Annotated in this window: 14 protein-coding genes; all 14 read right to left on the bottom strand. The window is 70.4% G+C overall.

Annotation, left to right across the window (positions count from 1 at the left end; translation table 11 throughout):
- Positions 1-105 precede the first annotated feature (105 nt).
- The 14 genes from AB0N22_RS05340 to AB0N22_RS05405 all read right to left on the bottom strand — a co-directional run bounded on the left by AB0N22_RS05340 (position 106) and on the right by AB0N22_RS05405 (position 16,222).
- The gene (locus AB0N22_RS05340; RefSeq protein ID WP_364636899.1) at positions 106-1,389 is read right to left on the bottom strand and encodes a transcription antitermination factor NusB; all 1,284 of its coding nucleotides are present in this window, start codon (positions 1,387-1,389) and stop codon (positions 106-108) included.
- Positions 1,386-2,309: a methionyl-tRNA formyltransferase gene (fmt, locus tag AB0N22_RS05345; RefSeq protein ID WP_364636901.1), complete on the bottom strand. Its 924-nt coding sequence runs from the start codon at positions 2,307-2,309 to the stop codon at positions 1,386-1,388. The genes AB0N22_RS05340 and fmt overlap by 4 nt, the downstream gene beginning before the upstream one ends.
- Before the next feature lie 44 nt (positions 2,310-2,353).
- Complete coding sequence (locus AB0N22_RS05350; protein ID WP_364636903.1) at positions 2,354-4,348, bottom strand: primosomal protein N'; 1,995 nt, start codon at positions 4,346-4,348, stop codon at positions 2,354-2,356.
- Positions 4,349-4,446: 98 nt separating this feature from the next.
- Positions 4,447-5,634 carry a methionine adenosyltransferase gene (gene metK / locus AB0N22_RS05355; RefSeq protein ID WP_364636905.1) on the bottom strand — a complete coding sequence of 396 codons (1,188 nt, stop codon included), beginning with the start codon at positions 5,632-5,634 and terminating at the stop codon, positions 4,447-4,449.
- Between the two features lie 61 nt (positions 5,635-5,695).
- Positions 5,696-6,898 carry a bifunctional phosphopantothenoylcysteine decarboxylase/phosphopantothenate--cysteine ligase CoaBC gene (gene coaBC, locus AB0N22_RS05360; RefSeq protein WP_364636907.1) on the bottom strand — a complete coding sequence of 401 codons (1,203 nt, stop codon included), beginning with the start codon at positions 6,896-6,898 and terminating at the stop codon, positions 5,696-5,698.
- 61 nt (positions 6,899-6,959) lie between these two features.
- On the bottom strand, positions 6,960-7,250 hold the full coding sequence (rpoZ, locus tag AB0N22_RS05365) for a DNA-directed RNA polymerase subunit omega (protein ID WP_364636909.1): 291 nt from the start codon (positions 7,248-7,250) through the stop codon (positions 6,960-6,962).
- Between the two features lie 20 nt (positions 7,251-7,270).
- The gene (gmk, locus tag AB0N22_RS05370; protein ID WP_364636911.1) at positions 7,271-7,873 is read right to left on the bottom strand and encodes a guanylate kinase; all 603 of its coding nucleotides are present in this window, start codon (positions 7,871-7,873) and stop codon (positions 7,271-7,273) included.
- Positions 7,866-8,204, bottom strand: coding sequence for an integration host factor, actinobacterial type (gene mihF, locus AB0N22_RS05375; RefSeq protein WP_364636913.1), 339 nt, complete (start codon positions 8,202-8,204; stop codon positions 7,866-7,868). The genes gmk and mihF overlap by 8 nt, the downstream gene beginning before the upstream one ends.
- A 31-nt stretch (positions 8,205-8,235) precedes the next feature.
- Positions 8,236-8,670 carry a hypothetical protein gene (locus tag AB0N22_RS05380; protein ID WP_364636915.1) on the bottom strand — a complete coding sequence of 145 codons (435 nt, stop codon included), beginning with the start codon at positions 8,668-8,670 and terminating at the stop codon, positions 8,236-8,238.
- A 35-nt stretch (positions 8,671-8,705) separates the two neighbouring features.
- A complete protein-coding gene (gene pyrF / locus AB0N22_RS05385; protein WP_364636917.1) occupies positions 8,706-9,521 on the bottom strand; it encodes an orotidine-5'-phosphate decarboxylase in 816 nt (271 codons plus the stop codon).
- Positions 9,518-12,847, bottom strand: coding sequence for a carbamoyl-phosphate synthase large subunit (gene carB / locus AB0N22_RS05390; RefSeq protein ID WP_364636919.1), 3,330 nt, complete (start codon positions 12,845-12,847; stop codon positions 9,518-9,520). Before carB ends, pyrF begins: the two co-directional genes overlap by 4 nt.
- Positions 12,847-13,968 (bottom strand): glutamine-hydrolyzing carbamoyl-phosphate synthase small subunit, encoded by a 1,122-nt coding sequence (gene carA / locus AB0N22_RS05395; protein ID WP_364636921.1) that lies wholly within the window; start codon positions 13,966-13,968, stop codon positions 12,847-12,849. Before carA ends, carB begins: the two co-directional genes overlap by 1 nt.
- On the bottom strand, positions 13,965-15,257 hold the full coding sequence (locus tag AB0N22_RS05400) for a dihydroorotase (RefSeq protein WP_364636923.1): 1,293 nt from the start codon (positions 15,255-15,257) through the stop codon (positions 13,965-13,967). The genes carA and AB0N22_RS05400 overlap by 4 nt, the downstream gene beginning before the upstream one ends.
- On the bottom strand, positions 15,254-16,222 hold the full coding sequence (locus AB0N22_RS05405; protein WP_364636925.1) for an aspartate carbamoyltransferase catalytic subunit: 969 nt from the start codon (positions 16,220-16,222) through the stop codon (positions 15,254-15,256). The genes AB0N22_RS05400 and AB0N22_RS05405 overlap by 4 nt, the downstream gene beginning before the upstream one ends.
- Positions 16,223-16,253: the final 31 nt, after the last annotated feature.

Consider the following 16,253-nt stretch of genomic DNA (forward strand, 5'->3'; position numbering starts at 1 on the left):
CGCGAGGCGATGGACACCGGCACGCTCCTGGCACTGGTCGCCCTGGTGGTGGCCGTCGCCGCGACCGTGTCCGGCCGGCGGCCCGCACCCCAGCCGGAGCTCGTGTCAGCTGCGGCGGAGTAGCGCGCAGAACATCGCGTCAGTGCCGTCGATGTGGGGCCACCACTGGTGGGTGGTCTCCACGTCGACGTCGCTGCGCCCAGCCGTGACGGCCTCGACCACGCCCGTGGTCTCGCGGACGTGGGGCGAGCAGGTCGCGTAGGCCACGACGCCGCCCGGACGTACGAGCTCGAGTGCACGGGTCAGGAGCGCCTCCTGCAACGGGGCCAGGTCGGCCAGGTCGGACTCCGAGCGTCGCCAGCGCGACTCGGGCCTGCGACGCAGGGCTCCCAGGCCCGTGCACGGCGCATCGACCAGGACCCGGTCGAACGTCGCCGGTGCCCAAGGGCCCTGACGGCCGTCCGCCGTCGTGACCTCGACGTTGTCCAGCAGGCGTACGCCCTGCCTCACCAGCTCCGCGCGGTGCGCCAGCACCTCGTTGGCGACGAGACCCGCACCGCGCTGCTTCGCCAATGCGCCGAGGAGCGCAGCCTTCCCGCCGGGCCCGGCACAGAGGTCGAGCCATCGGGCGTCCGTCCCGTCGAGCTGCGCGTCGGCGAGCGTGATCGCCACGAGCTGGGACCCCTCGTCCTGCACACCGGCGCGACCGTCCCTGACCTGCGGGATCGCGCCAGGATCTCCGCCCTCGTCCAGGACGCGGGCATAGGGCGATAGCTTGCCGGGAGTGCCCGGCAACGTGTCCGGGTCGGCGAGGCCGGGACGCGCGACGAGGGTCACCCGCGGCGGCGCGTTGTCGGCGGCGAGCAGCTTGTCGATCTGCGCCGCATGACCGCCGAGGGCCTCGCGCAGGGCGGTCACGATCCACAAGGGGTGCGACGTACGGACCGAGCGAGCAGCGTCGCCCTCCAGCCCGGCCGTGACGACCTCGAGCCAGCCGGGGAGGTCCTTCTGGCCGATCTTGCGCAGCAGGGCGTTGGCGAAGTGGACCGGCTTGTGGCCGATCTCACGCCGAACCACGTCGACGGTGGTGGACACCGCGGCGTGCGGCGGCACCCGCATGCTGAGCAGCTGGTGCGTCCCGAGCCGGAGCGCATCCAGCACCGGCGCGTCGATCGAGCCGAGGCCCTTGCTGGCGACGTGGCCGATGATCGCGTCGTAGGTGCCCTGTCGGCGCACCGTGCCGTGCACGAGCTCGGTGGCGAATGCCGCGTCGCGGCCCTCGATGTGGTGCTCCGCGAGCATCGTCGGGAGGACGAGGTTGACGTAGGCGTCGCGCTCGGCGACCGCCCGCAGGACGTGGAACGCGACGGACCGGATCGGGTCGGTCATGCGAATACCGGGCTGTCGGCGAACGACGTGCCGCGCGCCCAGTCGGCGGCCCGCATGCGCTTCTTGCCGAAGGCCTGGACCTCGCCCAGCACGAGATCCGTCGTCGTGGTGCCGACCCGGACCTCCTGCTTGCCGATCCACAGCTGCCCGGGGACCAGCGTGCGGTCATCGGCGATCGTCGCCGGTCCGATCTTGACGCGCTCACCGTCGAGCAGCGTCCACGCCCCGGGCGCCGGCGTGCAGCCACGGATGTGCCGGTCGATTGCGAACGCCGGCCGGTGCCAGTCGATCTGCGCCTCGTCGGTCGTGAGCTTGGGGGCGTAGGAGACGTTGTCCTCCGGCTGCGGCACCGCCGCGATGTCACCGTCCTCGATGTGGTCGACGACGTCGACGAGCAGCTTGCTGCCCCAGTCGGCGAGGCGGGCGAGCAGCTCGGCTGACGTGTCCTCCTCGCGAATGCGCTCGGTGATCGAGCCCAGCACCGGGCCGGCGTCGAGCTCCTCGACCAGGCTGAACACCGTGGCGCCGGTGACCTCGTCCCCGGCCATGATCGCGCGCTGCACCGGCGCCGCACCGCGCCAGGACGGCAGCACCGAGAAGTGCAGGTTGATCCAGCCGAACTGCGGGATGTCCAAGGCTTCGCGGCGGATCAGCGCGCCGTAGGCCACGATCGGCACGCAGTCGGGCGCGATCTCGCGGAGCTGCTGGACGAAGTCGGGGTCCGACGGCTTCGCCGGCTTGAGCACGTCGATGCCGTGTGCCGCTGCGGCCTCCGCGACGGGCGACGGCCTGAGGGTGCGTCCGCGACCGGCCGGGGCGTCAGGACGAGTGATGACGGCGGCGACCTCGTGCCGGCTCGCGACCAGCGCCTCGAGGGATGGGAGTGCGGTCTCAGGCGTACCAGCGAAGACGACTCTCACGGCGTCGAGTCTAGGCGGCTCACCCAGCCGTGGCCCGGCCGCGGTCAGAGTGACAACGGGTCGACCTGGATGCGCAGGCCCGGCAGCTTGGCCGCACTGCGCTCGGCCGCCACCGCGGCGAGCGCTGCCGCGAGCTCGGCACCTTCACGACGTGGTGCTCGCAGGATCAGCCGCTCCCCTGCCTCAGCGGAACGCAGGTCGACCGGCACCGGCCCGAGGACCTCGGTGTGTGGGGTCCACGTCCGGGCGGCCAGCTCCGCCAGCACCGCGTCGGGTCCGCCGACGGTGGCGAGCCGTGCGGTGGGCGGCAGGTGCGTCTCGGCGCGGCTTGCGAGCTCGCGAGCAGCGAAGCCTGCTGGATCCGCCCGCACGAGTGCTTGAAGGGTGACGGGGTCACCGACCGCGACTGCCGTCGCGCCGGGACCGGCCAGCGCCAGGGCGTTGAACCAGCGCCGGTGCGACTCCTCCTCGACGCGTACGTCCTCGCGAGCCAGCATGAGCCAGGTGTCCAGCAGGATCACGACGGCGTAGCCGCCCGCGACGTGGGGCTCCGCTCCTGGCGTGGCCAGGACGAGTCGGCGGCCGGGCTCGACCGCGTCGAGGATCGTCTGGCCGCCGGAGGTGAGGACCTCGAGGTCGGGAAAGGCCCTCGCGAACTCCTCGGCCGTGCGCAGCGCGCCCACGACCGGTGATCGCAGCTCAGTGCCCTGGCAGTGCGGGCAGGTCCACGGCGAGGCGCCCCGGCCGCACCACCGGCACGCGATCGGCGCCGATGCCGACGGCTGGCCGAGCGGGCCCTGGCACTCCGTGCAGCGAGCCGGCTGCCGGCAGGTCTGGCACGACAACGACTCGCGGTAGCCGCGACGCGGGACCTGCACCAGGACGGCGCCCGTGGCGCCGCGGATCGCACGGAACGCCTCCTGCGGCAGCCGCACCGGCGCCGAGCCCGCGGTCGAGCCGTCGGTGACGGCCAGCCGCGGCCAGGCGCGGCGCCGCTCGCGCTGCGCGGCGGCGAGCTCGACGCACCAGCCGCTGTCGATCAGCGACTGCCCCTCAGCCGTACGAGCGTGGCCGCCGATGAGCAGGGCCGACTCCTGGGCCGCGGCGCGCAGCAGGAGCACCTCGCGCGCGTGCGGGTAGGGCGAGCGAGGCTCGGCGAAGAGGTCGTCGCCGTCGTCCCACATCACGACGAGCCCGAGGTCTCGGACGGGCGCGAACGCTGCCGCTCGGGTGCCCAGCACGACCTGCACGTCACCGCGGGACGCCGCCAGGAACGACTGGTAGCGGTCAGCGGGGTCCTGCGCGGCCGTGAGGGCGACGTGACGGCCGGCCCCCAGCACCGTGCTGAACACGGCGTCCCAGCGCGCCACGTCACGGTTGTCGGGCACGCACACGACAGCGCCACGGCCCGAGCCGAGCGTCGCCAGGACGGCCTCGGCGACCAGCTCGGCCGGGTCCTGGCCGGGAACCGCGGTCCACCACGCCCTGGGCTGCTCCCCCGCCCGCAGCGCCGCGACGAAGCCGAGTCCGTGGGCGTACGTCTGCCAGCCCGCCGCGCTGCCCACGGGTAGCGGTCCGTCGGCCGGCGTGGGACGGGACGCCTCGGCGCGGGCGTGCCGAGGCGGGATGGCCAGGCGCAGCACGTCGCCCAGCGTGCCGGCGTAGCGATCGGCCACTGCCCGCGCGAGCGCCAGCACCTCGGGGTGCAGCACCGGCTCGGACGACACGACCTTGGCCAGGAAGGCCAGGCGGCCGCCATGCTCGGTCGCCTGGACCCGCTCGACCACGAACCCGTCTACGAGCCGGCCGGCGAACCGCACCTTGACCCGGCAGCCGGCCACGGTCTGGGCGTCCAGGGTCGTCGGCACGAGATAGTCGAACGGCCGATCGAGGTGGGCCAGGCCGCTGTCGACGACGACCCGCGCGACCGGTCGGACCGCGGCAGCCTCGGGCACCGGCTTGGTCGGCTGCTTCCGCGGACGGGCCACCGGCGCAGGGGGAACCAGAGCCAGCTGCTCAGGTCCATCACGCGTCGTCACGGTGCTGTTCTACCAGCCGCCACCCACATGGCCGCCCATGGACGCAGAACGGCCCCCGCCACGAGGCGGGGGCCGTCACTGTGGCTTGACGCCGGGGCTCAGGCGCCGGCGGCAGCCTTGAGCGCCTCGGCGCGGTTGGTGTCCTCCCACGGCAGACCGGGACGACCGAAGTGACCGTAGGCCGCGGTCTGGGCGTAGATCGGACGCAGCAGGTCGAGATCGCGGACGATCGCGCCGGGGCGCAGGTCGAAGACCTCCAGCACCGCGTCGCGGATCTTGTCGACCGGGACGGTCTCGGTGCCGTAGGTGTCGACGTAGAAGCCGACCGGGTGCGAGACGCCGATCGCGTAGGCGACCTGGACCTCTGCCTTGGTGGCCAGCCCCGAGGCGACGATGTTCTTGGCGACCCATCGCATCGCGTAGGCAGCCGAGCGGTCGACCTTGCTCGGGTCCTTGCCGGAGAACGCGCCGCCGCCGTGACGGGCGTAGCCGCCATAGGTGTCGACGATGATCTTGCGGCCCGTCAGGCCGGCGTCGCCCATGGGGCCGCCGATGACGAACTTGCCGGTCGGGTTGATGTGCAGACGGTAGTCCGACGAGTCGATGTCGTACTGGGCCAGCACCGTGTCGATGACGTGCTTCTTGATGTCGGCGGCAAGCTGGTTCTCCAGGTCGATGCCGTCCTCGTGCTGCGTGGAGATCACGATGGCCTCGACGCGAACCGGCTTGTCGTCGTCGTCGTACTCGATGGTGACCTGCGTCTTGCCGTCCGGGCGCAGGTAGGGCAGCGTGCCGTCCTTGCGTACGGCGGTCAGCTGCTCGGCCAGACGGTGAGCGATCGTGATCGGGAGCGGCATGAGCTCGGGCGTCTCGTCGCACGCGAAGCCGAACATCAGGCCTTGGTCACCGGCACCCTGGGCGTCGAGCGGGTCGACCGACGAGCCCACACGAGCCTCCTCGGCCTTGTCCACGCCCTGCGCGATGTCGGGAGACTGCGCGTCGAGCGTGACCTGCACGGCGCAGGACTCGCCGTCGAAGCCCTTGGTGGACGAGTCGTAGCCGATCTCCAGCACCCGGTCGCGGGCGATGCGCGCGATGTCGACGTACGCCTGGGTCGTGACCTCGCCGCCGACCAGCACCATGCCGGTCGTCACGAAGGTCTCGGCCGCGACGCGGCTCTTGGGATCCTCGGCCAGCAGCGCGTCGAGGATGCTGTCGCTGATCTGGTCGGCGATCTTGTCCGGGTGGCCCTCGGTGACGGACTCGGACGTGAACAATCGGCTCACAGTTTCTCCTGGGTTGAAGTTCAGTACGGAATTCTAACGAGCGAGATGACTGGTTGTTTCGCTAGTCCAAGCGCTGGACGACAGCATCCCAGATCGCGTGCGCCAAGCGGATCTTGGGACCGTGCGGGATCTCCTCGACGGTCTCGTCGGCGCCGAGGATGACCGCCTCGCTGTCGTCCTGGCCGAACACCTTGCCGGCGCTGACGTCGTTGACGACCAGCAGGTCGCATCCCTTGCGGGCGAGCTTGGCTCGGGCGTGCTCGATGACACTGGCGCGGGCATCGCCGGTCTCGGCGGCGAACCCGACGATGACCGGCCGCTTGCTCGTGCGGGCGGTGACCAGCTCGAGCAGGATGTCGGGGTTCTCGACGAGGCGGATGTCGGGTGCCACGCCGTCGCCGGTCTTCTTGATCTTGGCGTCGACGAACTCAGCAGGACGGAAGTCGGCGGGGGCGGCGGCCATCACGACGGCGTCGGCGTCGGTCGCAGCGGCGTGCACCTGCTGGCGCAGCTCCTCGGTGCTGACCACGCGGACGATCTCCGCCCCGGCTGGATCGGGCAGCGCCACGTTGGCGGCCACGATCGTGACCCGTGCCCCACGCGCGACAGCCGCCTCGGCAAGGGCGTAGCCCTGGCGGCCGGACGAGCGGTTGCCCAGGAACCGGACGGGATCGAGGTACTCGCGGGTGCCACCGGCCGAGACCACGACGTGACGACCGGCGAGGTCCTGCGGCCGGCCCTCGAGCACCTGCAGGGCAGCAGCGTAGATTTGCGCCGGGTCCGGCAGGCGGCCCTTGCCCGTGTCGACGCCCGTCAGGCGTCCCACGGCGGGCTCGAGGACGACGTAGCCACGCGAGCGCAGGGTCTCGACATTGGCCCTCGTGGCGGCCTGCTCCCACATCTCGGTGTGCATCGCGGGCGCGAACACGACCGGGCACCTGGCCGTGAGCAACGTGTTGGTCAGCAGGTCGTCAGCGAGACCATGGGCCGCCTTGGCCAGGATGTTGGCCGTCGCCGGTGCGACCACCACGAGGTCGGCACCCTTGCCGATGCGGACGTGGGCGACCTCGTCGACGTGCTCGAACACGCCGGACTGCACGGGCTTGCCGCTGAGGGCCTCCCACGTGGCGGCGCCGACGAAGTTGAGCGAGGACGCGGTCGGCACGACCCGCACGCTGTGACCCGACTCGGTGAACAGGCGCAGCAGCTCGGCCGCCTTGTAGGACGCGATGCCGCCGGACACCCCGAGCACGACCTCGGTCATGCCGCGGCCCTCGAGAGCTGACGCTCGGTCATACCAACCGCCTCACTTCGGAAAGCGTGGATCAGGCCTTGGTGGCTGCGGCTTCGGCCTCGGGGTCGATGTCCTCGACGGTCAGGAGGTCGGCGTTGATCTCGCGCAGCGCGATCGACAGCGGCTTCTCCTGGACACCGGTCTCGAGGAGCGGTCCGACGTACTCGAGGAGGCCCTCGCCGAGCTGCGAGTAGTAGGCGTTGATCTGCCGGGCACGCTTGGCGGAGTAGAGGACGAGCTTGTACTTGCTGTCCGCCTTCTCCAGAAGATCGTCCAGCGGCGGGTTGGTGATGCCGATGGCAGTCGAGCGTGTCGTGGACACAGAGAGCCTCACAGAAAGAGTTAGGAATGCATCCGGCTCGTGCCGGATCTGAACAAGTCTACCAATTCCTGGCAAGCGGTCTCGACATCGGTGTTGACGATCGTCACGTCGAACTCGGCCTCGGCCGCGAGCTCCGTGCGGGCCGTCGCCAGCCGGCGCTCCCGCTCCTCCGGTCCCTCGGTCCCCCGCCCGACGAGACGGCGCTCGAGCTCGGCCCAGCTGGGCGGCGCCAGGAAGCACATCAGCGCGTCCGGCATGCGCTCACGGACCTGGCGCGCGCCCTGCAGGTCGATCTCGAGCAGGGCGGGCGTCCCGGCGGCGAGACGCTTCTCGACCTCCGCGCGGGGCGTGCCGTAGCGCGCAGCGCGGTGGACGACGGCCCACTCGAGCAGCCCGTCCTCGGCGATGAGCCGGTCGAACTCCTCGTCCGTGATGAAGTGGTAGTGCACGCCGTCGACCTCGCCGGGCCGAGCCGGTCGGGTCGTGACGGAGACCGAGATCCAGATGTCCGGGTGCTCCCGGCGTACGCAGGCCGCGACGGTGCCCTTGCCGACCGCTGTAGGGCCGGCCAGGACGACGAGGCGCGAGGGGCGGGTGACGGGTTGCGACGCCCCGTCAGGCACGGCCAGAGCGGCCTGTTCTATCGGCGAACTCGGCGATCAGTGCCTTCACCTGGTTGGCGCCGAGCCCGCGGAGCCGGCGGCTGTCGGCGATGCCGATGCGCTGCATGATCTCCTGCGCGCGCACCTTGCCGACGCCGGGCATCGACTGCAGGAGGTCGATGACCTTGAGCTTGGCGATGACGTCGTTGGCCCGCGACTCCTGGATGACCTCGGTCAGGCTCGCACGCGAGCTCTTGAGGCGGTTCTTGACCTCAGCACGCAGCTGCCGCGCGGCGGCAGCCTTCGCGAGAGCAGCCTTGCGCTGCTCCGGCGTCAATGTCGGGAGTGCCACTTGCCTCACCTCATCTGTTGGAATGACGGTTCTACTTGAGATTGATCTTGCATTCCTGCTTGACGTTCTTGACCACGGCGTTGCGCTCGTCGGCCGTCTCGTTGAAGGTCTTGTAGGCCGCGTTGAGCTCCTTGAGCTGCGCGTCGCTGAGCTTCTTGACCTTGGCGGTGTCGGCCATCTCCTCGAGCTTGAGGCCGGTCTTCTTCTGCGCGTCGAGGACGCCGGTCGTGACGCTCGACAGCTTCGTCCAGTCCTTCTTGATCGACGCCGGCGCGTCCTTGCCGATGCTGGAGAGCACCTTGGCGTAGTTGGCGTACGCCGCATCGGTGCGCTGCTCCCCGAACGAGTTGAGCGTCGACTTGTTCTTGTCGACCGCGTCGCAGTAGGGGTCCCCGCCACCGCCGCAGGCCGACAACGTCGTGATCCCGACGATCGTCGTGACCAGAACGGTGGCAGTTCTCTTCATGCATGGACTCCTCGGGAGGCGGTGGACCCTGAACGCTATGACCCTACAAGTTCGGCATTGACGCGGGCCGCCGAATCGCGGAGTGCCTGGACGTCCGGGCCGGCGGCGAGCACGCCTCGCGACGTCGACGGGATGACGTTGTCGATGACCGGACCGAACAGGCGCCGGATGTCGTCCGCCGTCCCGCCCTGCGCACCGAGCCCCGGCACCAGCAGCGGGCCGTTGATCGCCAGGTCCTCGGTCGCGGCTCCGATCGTGGCACCCACGACCGCCCCGAACGGTCCCATCTGGTGCTGACCGGCGTTGAGCTCGGCCAGGTTGGCCAGGATCCCGCCGGCGACCGTGGTGCTGCCGTTGAGCGCGTGCTGCACCTCGGGCCCCTCCGCGTTGGAGGTCAGCGCGAGGACGAAGACGCCCGCGTCGTTCTTGGCGGCCACGTCGAAGAACGGCTGCAGCGACCCGAAGCCGAGGAACGGGCTCACGGTGATGGCGTCGGCCGCCATCGGGGCGTCCTCGTCGAGGTAGGCGTCGGCGTAGGCGGCGGCGGTCGATCCGATGTCACCGCGCTTGACGTCGAGGATCACGAGCGATCCCGTGTGGCGCAGGTCCTGGATCGTCCGTTCCAGCACCACCAGGCCGCGGGCCCCGAATCGCTCGAAGAACGCCGACTGCGGCTTGACGAACGCGACGTGGCCGGCGAACGCCTCGACGCAGATCGTGGCAAAGCGGTCGAGGCCCTCGACGTCGTCCGGCAGACCCCAGTCCGCGAGCAGCGAGGCGTGGGGGTCGATGCCGACGCATGCCGGACCGTACGCCGCCATGGCCGCGCGGGCCCGTGACCCGAAGCTCATGCCGTACGTCCCTCGGTGACGATGCGGCCCCAGTCCTGCAGCGACCGGACGCCGATCCGGCCCTCGATGAGCGCCTCGATGCCCTGGACGGCCGCCGCGAGGCCCTGCACCGTCGTGATGCACGGGATGCCCTCGGCGACCGCCGCGGTGCGGATCTCGTAGCCGTCGATGCGAGGGCTGCCACCGGTCGTCACGCCGTGCGGGGTGTTGATGATGAGCTGCACGTCCTGCTCGTGGATCTTGTCGACGATCGTGCTGCGCACCTGGCCCGGGAGGGGCTCCTCGTTGAGCTTGCGGATGACGGTCGCCGTCACGCCGTTGCGCGCGAGCACCACAGCCGTGCCGCTCGTCGCGAGGATCTCGAAGCCGAGGTCCGCGAGCCGCTTGACCGGGAAGATCATGTGTCGCTTGTCGCGGTTGGCGACCGACACGAAGACCTTGCCCGAGGTCGGCAGGCCGTTCTGCGCGCCGGCCTGCGACTTGGCGAACGCCGTGCCGAAGCCCGCGTCGAAGCCCATGACCTCGCCCGTGGAGCGCATCTCGGGGCTCAGCAGCGTGTCGACGTAGCGGCCCTCGTACGTCCGGAAGCGGTTGAACGGCATGACCGCCTCCTTGACCGCGATCGGCGCGTTGTCGGGCAGCTTGCCGCCGTCGCCGGAGGTCGGCAGGATGCCGGCCGCGCGCAGCTCGGCGATCGACTCCCCCAGCATCAGGCGGGCGGCCGCCTTGGCGAGCGGAGTGGCCGTCGCCTTGGAGACGAACGGGACCGTGCGCGACGCGCGGGGGTTGGCCTCGATGACGTAGAGGATGTCCGACGACAGCGCGAACTGGATGTTGATCAGCCCGCGCACGCCGACGCCCTTGGCGATCGCCTCGGTCGACTCGCGGATGCGCTGCACCTCGGTGTCGCCCAGCGTGATCGGCGGGAGGGCGCACGCCGAGTCGCCGGAGTGCACACCGGCCTCCTCGATGTGCTCCATGACGCCGCCGAGGAACAGCTCGGTGCCGTCGTACAGCGCGTCGACGTCGATCTCGATCGCGTCGTCGAGGAACCGGTCGACCAGCACCGGCCGCTCCGACGAGATCTCGGTCGCCCGCCCGATGTAGTCCTTGAGCGTGCCCTCGTCGTAGACGATCTCCATGCCCCGGCCACCCAGGACGTACGACGGACGCACCAGCACCGGGTAGCCGATCTCCTCGGCGATCTCCCGGGCGTTGTCGAACGAGGTGGCCATGCCGTTCTTGGGCGCCGGCAGGCCCGCGGCGTCGAGCACCCGGCTGAACGCACCGCGCTCCTCCGCCAGGTCGATCGCCGCCGGCTGCGTGCCGACGATGGGGACGTCCGCCGCCTCGAGCCCGGCCGCCAGCCCGAGCGGTGTCTGACCGCCAAGCTGCACGATGACGCCGACGACGGGACCGGCCTGCTGCTCCGCGTGGACGATCTCCAGGACGTCCTCGAGGGTCAACGGCTCGAAGTAGAGCCGGTCAGAGGTGTCGTAGTCGGTCGAGACGGTCTCGGGGTTGCAGTTGACCATGATCGTCTCGTAGCCGACCTCGGACAGGGCCAACGCGGCGTGCACGCACGAGTAGTCGAACTCGATGCCCTGCCCGATGCGGTTGGGGCCGCTGCCGAGGATCAGCACGGCCGGCTTGGTGCGTGGCTCGACCTCGGTCTCCTCGTCGTACGACGAGTAGTGGTAGGGCGTCTTGGCGGAGAACTCGGCGGCGCACGTGTCGACGGTCTTGTAGACCGGGCGTACGCCGAGGGCATGGCGCACTCCCCTGACGACGTCCTCGCTCAGGCCCCGGATCTTGCCGATCTGTGCGTCGGAGAACCCGTGGCGCTTGGCCCGGCGCAGCAGGGCCGGCGAGAGCTCGTTGGCGCTCGTCAGCTCTACGGCGATCTCGTTGATCAGCGCCAGCTGGTCGACGAACCACGGATCGATCTTGGTCGAGTCGAAGATCTCCTGGGGCGTCGCGCCGGCCCGGATCGCGTCCATGACCTTCTTGAGCCGGCCGTCGTGCGGGACCGCGATCTCCTGGAGCAGGGCCTCCTTGTCGAGGTCGACCCACTCCTTGTGCCAGTCGAAGACCGCCTGCGGCTTCTCCAGCGATCGCAGAGCCTTTTGGAGGGCCTCGGTGAAGTTGCGGCCGATCGCCATCGCCTCGCCGACCGACTTCATGTGCGTCGTCAGCGTGGCGTCGGCGGCCGGGAACTTCTCGAACGCGAACCGGGGCACCTTGACCACGACGTAGTCGAGCGTCGGCTCGAACGAGGCCGGCGTCTCCTGCGTGATGTCGTTGGGGATCTCGTCGAGGGTGTAGCCGATCGCGACCTTGGCGGCGATCTTGGCGATCGGGAAGCCCGTGGCCTTGGACGCCAGCGCCGACGAGCGGGAGACGCGCGGGTTCATCTCGATGACGACGATGCGGCCGTCTTCGGGGTTGACCGCGAACTGGATGTTACAGCCGCCGGTGTCGACGCCCACCTCGCGGATGATGCCGATCGAGATGTCACGGAGGCGTTGGTACTCGACGTCCGTCAGCGTCATGGCCGGCGCGACCGTGATCGAGTCGCCCGTGTGCACGCCCATCGGGTCGAGGTTCTCGATCGAGCAGACGATCACGACGTTGTCGGCCGTGTCGCGCATGACCTCGAGCTCGTACTCCTTCCAGCCGAGGATCGACTCCTCGAGGAGCACCTCGGTGGTCGGGCTGAGCGCCAGGCCGGAGCCCGCGATGCGGTGCAGGTCCTCCTCGTCGTACGCCAGTCCGGAGCCGCTGCCGCCCATCGTGAACGACGGCCGGACGACCACGGGATAGCCGCCGAGGCCCTCGACGCCGTCCAGGCACTCCTGCATCGTGTGGCAGATGATGGACTGGGCCGACTCGGCCCCCCACTCCTTGGGGAGCGTCTCGACGACGGCCTTGAAGGACTCGCGGTTCTCGCCCTTCTCGATCGCGGCGATCGACGCGCCGATGAGCTCGACGCCGTACTTCTCGAGCACGCCCGCCTCGTGCATCTGGATCGCGGCGTTGAGCGCGGTCTGGCCGCCGAGCGTCGCGAGCAGAGCGTCGGGCCGCTCCTGCGCGATGACCTTCTCGACGAACTCCGGGGTGATCGGCTCGACGTAGGTCGCGTCGGCGAACTCCGGGTCGGTCATGATCGTCGCCGGGTTGGAGTTGATGAGGATGACCCGCAGGCCCTCCTCACGCAGCACGCGGCAGGCCTGGGTGCCGGAGTAGTCGAACTCGGCCGCCTGCCCGATCACGATGGGTCCCGATCCGATGACCAGGACGCTCTTGATGTCCGATCTCTTCGGCATCAGACACCTGCCTTCGCGTTGCTCATGAGATCCACGAATCTGTCGAAGAGGTAGGCCGCATCGTGCGGGCCAGCCGCGGCCTCCGGGTGGTACTGGACGCTGAAGGCCGGCTGGTCGAGCAGCGCGAGCCCCTCGACCACGTTGTCGTTGAGGCACACGTGCGTGACGCGCCCCGGGCCGTACGGAGTCTCGAAGGTTCCCTCGAGCGGTGCGTCGACCGCGAACCCGTGGTTGTGGGCCGTGATCTCGACCTTGCCCGTCGTGAGGTCCTGCACCGGCTGGTTGATGCCACGGTGGCCGTAGACCAGCTTGTAGGTGCCGCGGTCGAGCGCCCGGCCGAACACCTGGTTGCCCAGACAGATGCCGAAGTAGGGGATGCGCGCCTCGAGGACCTGCTTGAGCACCGCAGTGACGTGGTCGGTGGTCGCCGGGTCGCCGGGTCCGTTGGACATGAAGACACCGTCGGGCTCGAGCGCAGCGATCTGCTCGTACGTCGTGGTGGCCGGCATGACGTGCACCTCGATGCCTCGCTCCGCCATGCGCCGCGGGGTCATGCGCTTGATGCCGAGGTCGATCGCCGCGACCTTGAGCCGGGTCTCGCCGACGGCCGGCACGACGTACGTCTCGCTGGTCGTGACGTCGGCGAGGAAGCTCGCGCCCGCCATGCCGGGAGCGGCCGTGACCTTGGCGAGCAGCGCGTCGACCTCGGTGGAGGCCGAGCTGATGCCGCCTCGCATCGCGCCGCGCTCTCGCAGGTGCCGGGTGAGCGCCCGCGTGTCGACGCCGGAGATCCCGACGACGCCCTGTGCGGCCAGCTCGTCGTCGAGCGAGCGGTTCGAGCGCCAGCTGCTGCGCACACGGGCCGGATCACGGACGATGTAGCCGTCGACCCAGATGCGGCGGGACTCGAAGTCCTCGTCGTTGACCCCGGTGTTGCCGATGTGCGGTGCCGTCATGGCCACGATCTGACCTTTGTAGGACGGGTCGGTCAGGGTCTCCTGGTAGCCGGTCATCCCGGTCGAGAACACGATCTCGCCGATCGTCTCGCCGACGGCGCCGAACGACTCACCGCGGAACACCCGCCCGTCCTCGAGCACGAGGATCGCTTCGGTGACGCTCATGCCATCACACCTTCCACGAGGGCGCGGTCGCGGACCGTGGGTCTGCCGCGCAGGAACGTCGCGACGACCTCGCCCGGCAGCGTCAGTCCGGCGTACGGGTTGTTGCGGGACAGCGAAGCGCTGTCGCGGGCGTCGATGACGCGGGACGCGGTGGGATCGACCAGCACGATGTTGGCCGGCTCCCCCACCTCGAGCGGACGACCCTGGTTGCCCACGCGGCCGATCGAGGCGGGTCTGGCCGACATCCTCTCGGCCACCTGGGCCCAGGTCAGCAGCCCGGTGTCGACCATGGTCTGCTGCACGACCGACAGCGCCGTCTCGAGGCCGAGCATGCCGAAGGCCGCGGCCGACCACTCGCACTCCTTGTCCTCCATCGGGTGGGGCGCGTGATCCGTGGCCACGATGTCAATCGTGCCGTCGGCCAGCCCCTCGCGCACGGCGGCGACGTCGTCGTTGGACCGCAACGGCGGGTTGACCTTGTAGATCGGGTCGTAGCTGCGCACGAGGTCGTCGCTCAGCAGGAGGTGGTGCGGCGTGACCTCTGCGGTCACGTCGATGCCGCGCCCCTTGGCCCAGCGGATGATCTCGACGGAGCCGCGGGTTGACAGGTGGCACACGTGCAGGCGTGACCCCACGTGCTCGGCGAGCAGGACGTCGCGGGCGATGATCGCCTCCTCTGCGACGGCGGGCCACCCGGTCAGACCGAGCTCACCCGACAGCGGGCCCTCGTTCATCTGCGCGCCCTCGGTGAGGCGGGGCTCCTGCGCGTGCTGCGCGATGACGCCGTCGAACGCCTTGACGTACTCCAGCGCCCTGCGCATGATCACGGCGTCCGAGACGCACTTGCCGTCGTCGGAGAACACCCGGACGCCGGCGGCGGAGTCCGCCATGGCGCCGAGCTCGGCCAGGCGGGACCCGCCGAGGCCGATCGTGACCGCGCCGACCGGCTGCACGTCGCAGTAGCCACCCTCGCGACCGAGGCGCCACACCTGCTCGACGACGCCGGCGGTGTCCGCGACGGGGTCGGTGTTGGCCATCGCGTGGACGCAGGTGAAGCCACCGCGCGCGGCGGCCTTGGAGCCGGTCAGGACGGTCTCGGCGTCCTCGCGGCCCGGCTCGCGCACGTGCGTGTGCAGGTCGACCAGGCCCGGCAGCGCGACCAGACCGGTCGCATCGATCGTCTCGTCACCTGAGAGCCCGGTGCCGATCCCGGTGATGACGCCGTCCTCGATCGCGATGTCGACGACCTCCTCACCCAGGCGACTGACGTTCTGGATCAGGATGCTCATGCACGTCCTTCGTTCGTGGAGTCTTCGCTTGCTTCGGGTTCCCCGGCCGCGCCGCCGAGGAGGAGGTAGAGGACGGCCATGCGCACGGCGACGCCGTTGGTGACCTGCTCGACGATGACCGAGCGCACGTGGTCGGCGACGTCGGCGGTGATCTCCATGCCGCGGTTCATCGGGCCGGGGTGCATGACGATCGCGTGGTCCGGCAGTCGGCCGAGCCGCGTCGTGTCGAGTCCGTAGCGACGGCTGTACTCACGGGCGCTGGGGAAGAACGCGGCGTTCATGCGCTCCTGCTGCACCCGCAGCATCATGACGGCGTCGGCCTTCTCGAGCGACGAGTCGAGGTCGTACGACGTCTCGACCGGCCACGTGCCGACGCCGACCGGCAGGAGCGTCGGCGGGGCGACCAGCGTGACGTTGGCGCCCAGGGTGTCGAGCAGCAGCGCGTTGGACCGGGCCACCCGGCTGTGCAGGACGTCTCCCACGATCGTGATGTTCTTGCCCTCGAGGTCACCCAGGTGCCGGCGCATCGTGAACGCGTCGAGCAGGGCCTGCGTGGGGTGCTCGTGCGTGCCGTCGCCGGCGTTGATGACGGCGCCGTTGGTCCACCGGGCATTCGCCAGGCGGTGCGGGGCGCCGGAGTGCTGGTGCCGGATGACGACGGCGTCGGCACCCATGGCCTGCAGGGTCAGCGCGGTGTCCTTGAGGCTCTCACCCTTGGAGACGCTCGAGCCCTTGGCCGAGAAGTTGATGACGTCGGCGCTGAGTCGCTTGGCGGCGGCCTCGAACGAGATGCGGGTGCGGGTCGAGTCCTCGAAGAACAGGTTGACGACCGTGCGGCCACGCAGCGTCGGCAGCTTCTTGATCGGCCGGCTCGCCACGCCGAGGAGCTCCTCGGCGGTGTCGAGGATGCGGATCGCGTCCGTGCGGTCGAGGTCGCCCGCGCTGAGCAGGTGCGTGAACGTCATGCCGCTCCTCCCTCGGAGAAGCCAGGATGAG

The sequence above is a fragment of the Aeromicrobium sp. NPDC092404 genome, from assembly GCF_040684095.1.
Classification (GTDB): Bacteria; Actinomycetota; Actinomycetes; order Propionibacteriales; family Nocardioidaceae; genus Aeromicrobium.

Coding starts and splice junctions, on each gene's coding strand:
- carA (WP_364636921.1), bottom strand. CDS start 13,968: ATGAGCGTCACCGAAGCGATCCTCGTGCTCGAGGACGGGCGGGTGTTC.
- AB0N22_RS05340 (WP_364636899.1), bottom strand. CDS start 1,389: ATGACCGACCCGATCCGGTCCGTCGCGTTCCACGTCCTGCGGGCGGTC.
- pyrF (WP_364636917.1), bottom strand. CDS start 9,521: ATGAGCTTCGGGTCACGGGCCCGCGCGGCCATGGCGGCGTACGGTCCG.
- AB0N22_RS05405 (WP_364636925.1), bottom strand. CDS start 16,222: ATGACGTTCACGCACCTGCTCAGCGCGGGCGACCTCGACCGCACGGAC.
- carB (WP_364636919.1), bottom strand. CDS start 12,847: ATGCCGAAGAGATCGGACATCAAGAGCGTCCTGGTCATCGGATCGGGA.
- coaBC (WP_364636907.1), bottom strand. CDS start 6,898: ATGACCGAGGTCGTGCTCGGGGTGTCCGGCGGCATCGCGTCCTACAAG.
- AB0N22_RS05380 (WP_364636915.1), bottom strand. CDS start 8,670: ATGAAGAGAACTGCCACCGTTCTGGTCACGACGATCGTCGGGATCACG.
- AB0N22_RS05400 (WP_364636923.1), bottom strand. CDS start 15,257: ATGAGCATCCTGATCCAGAACGTCAGTCGCCTGGGTGAGGAGGTCGTC.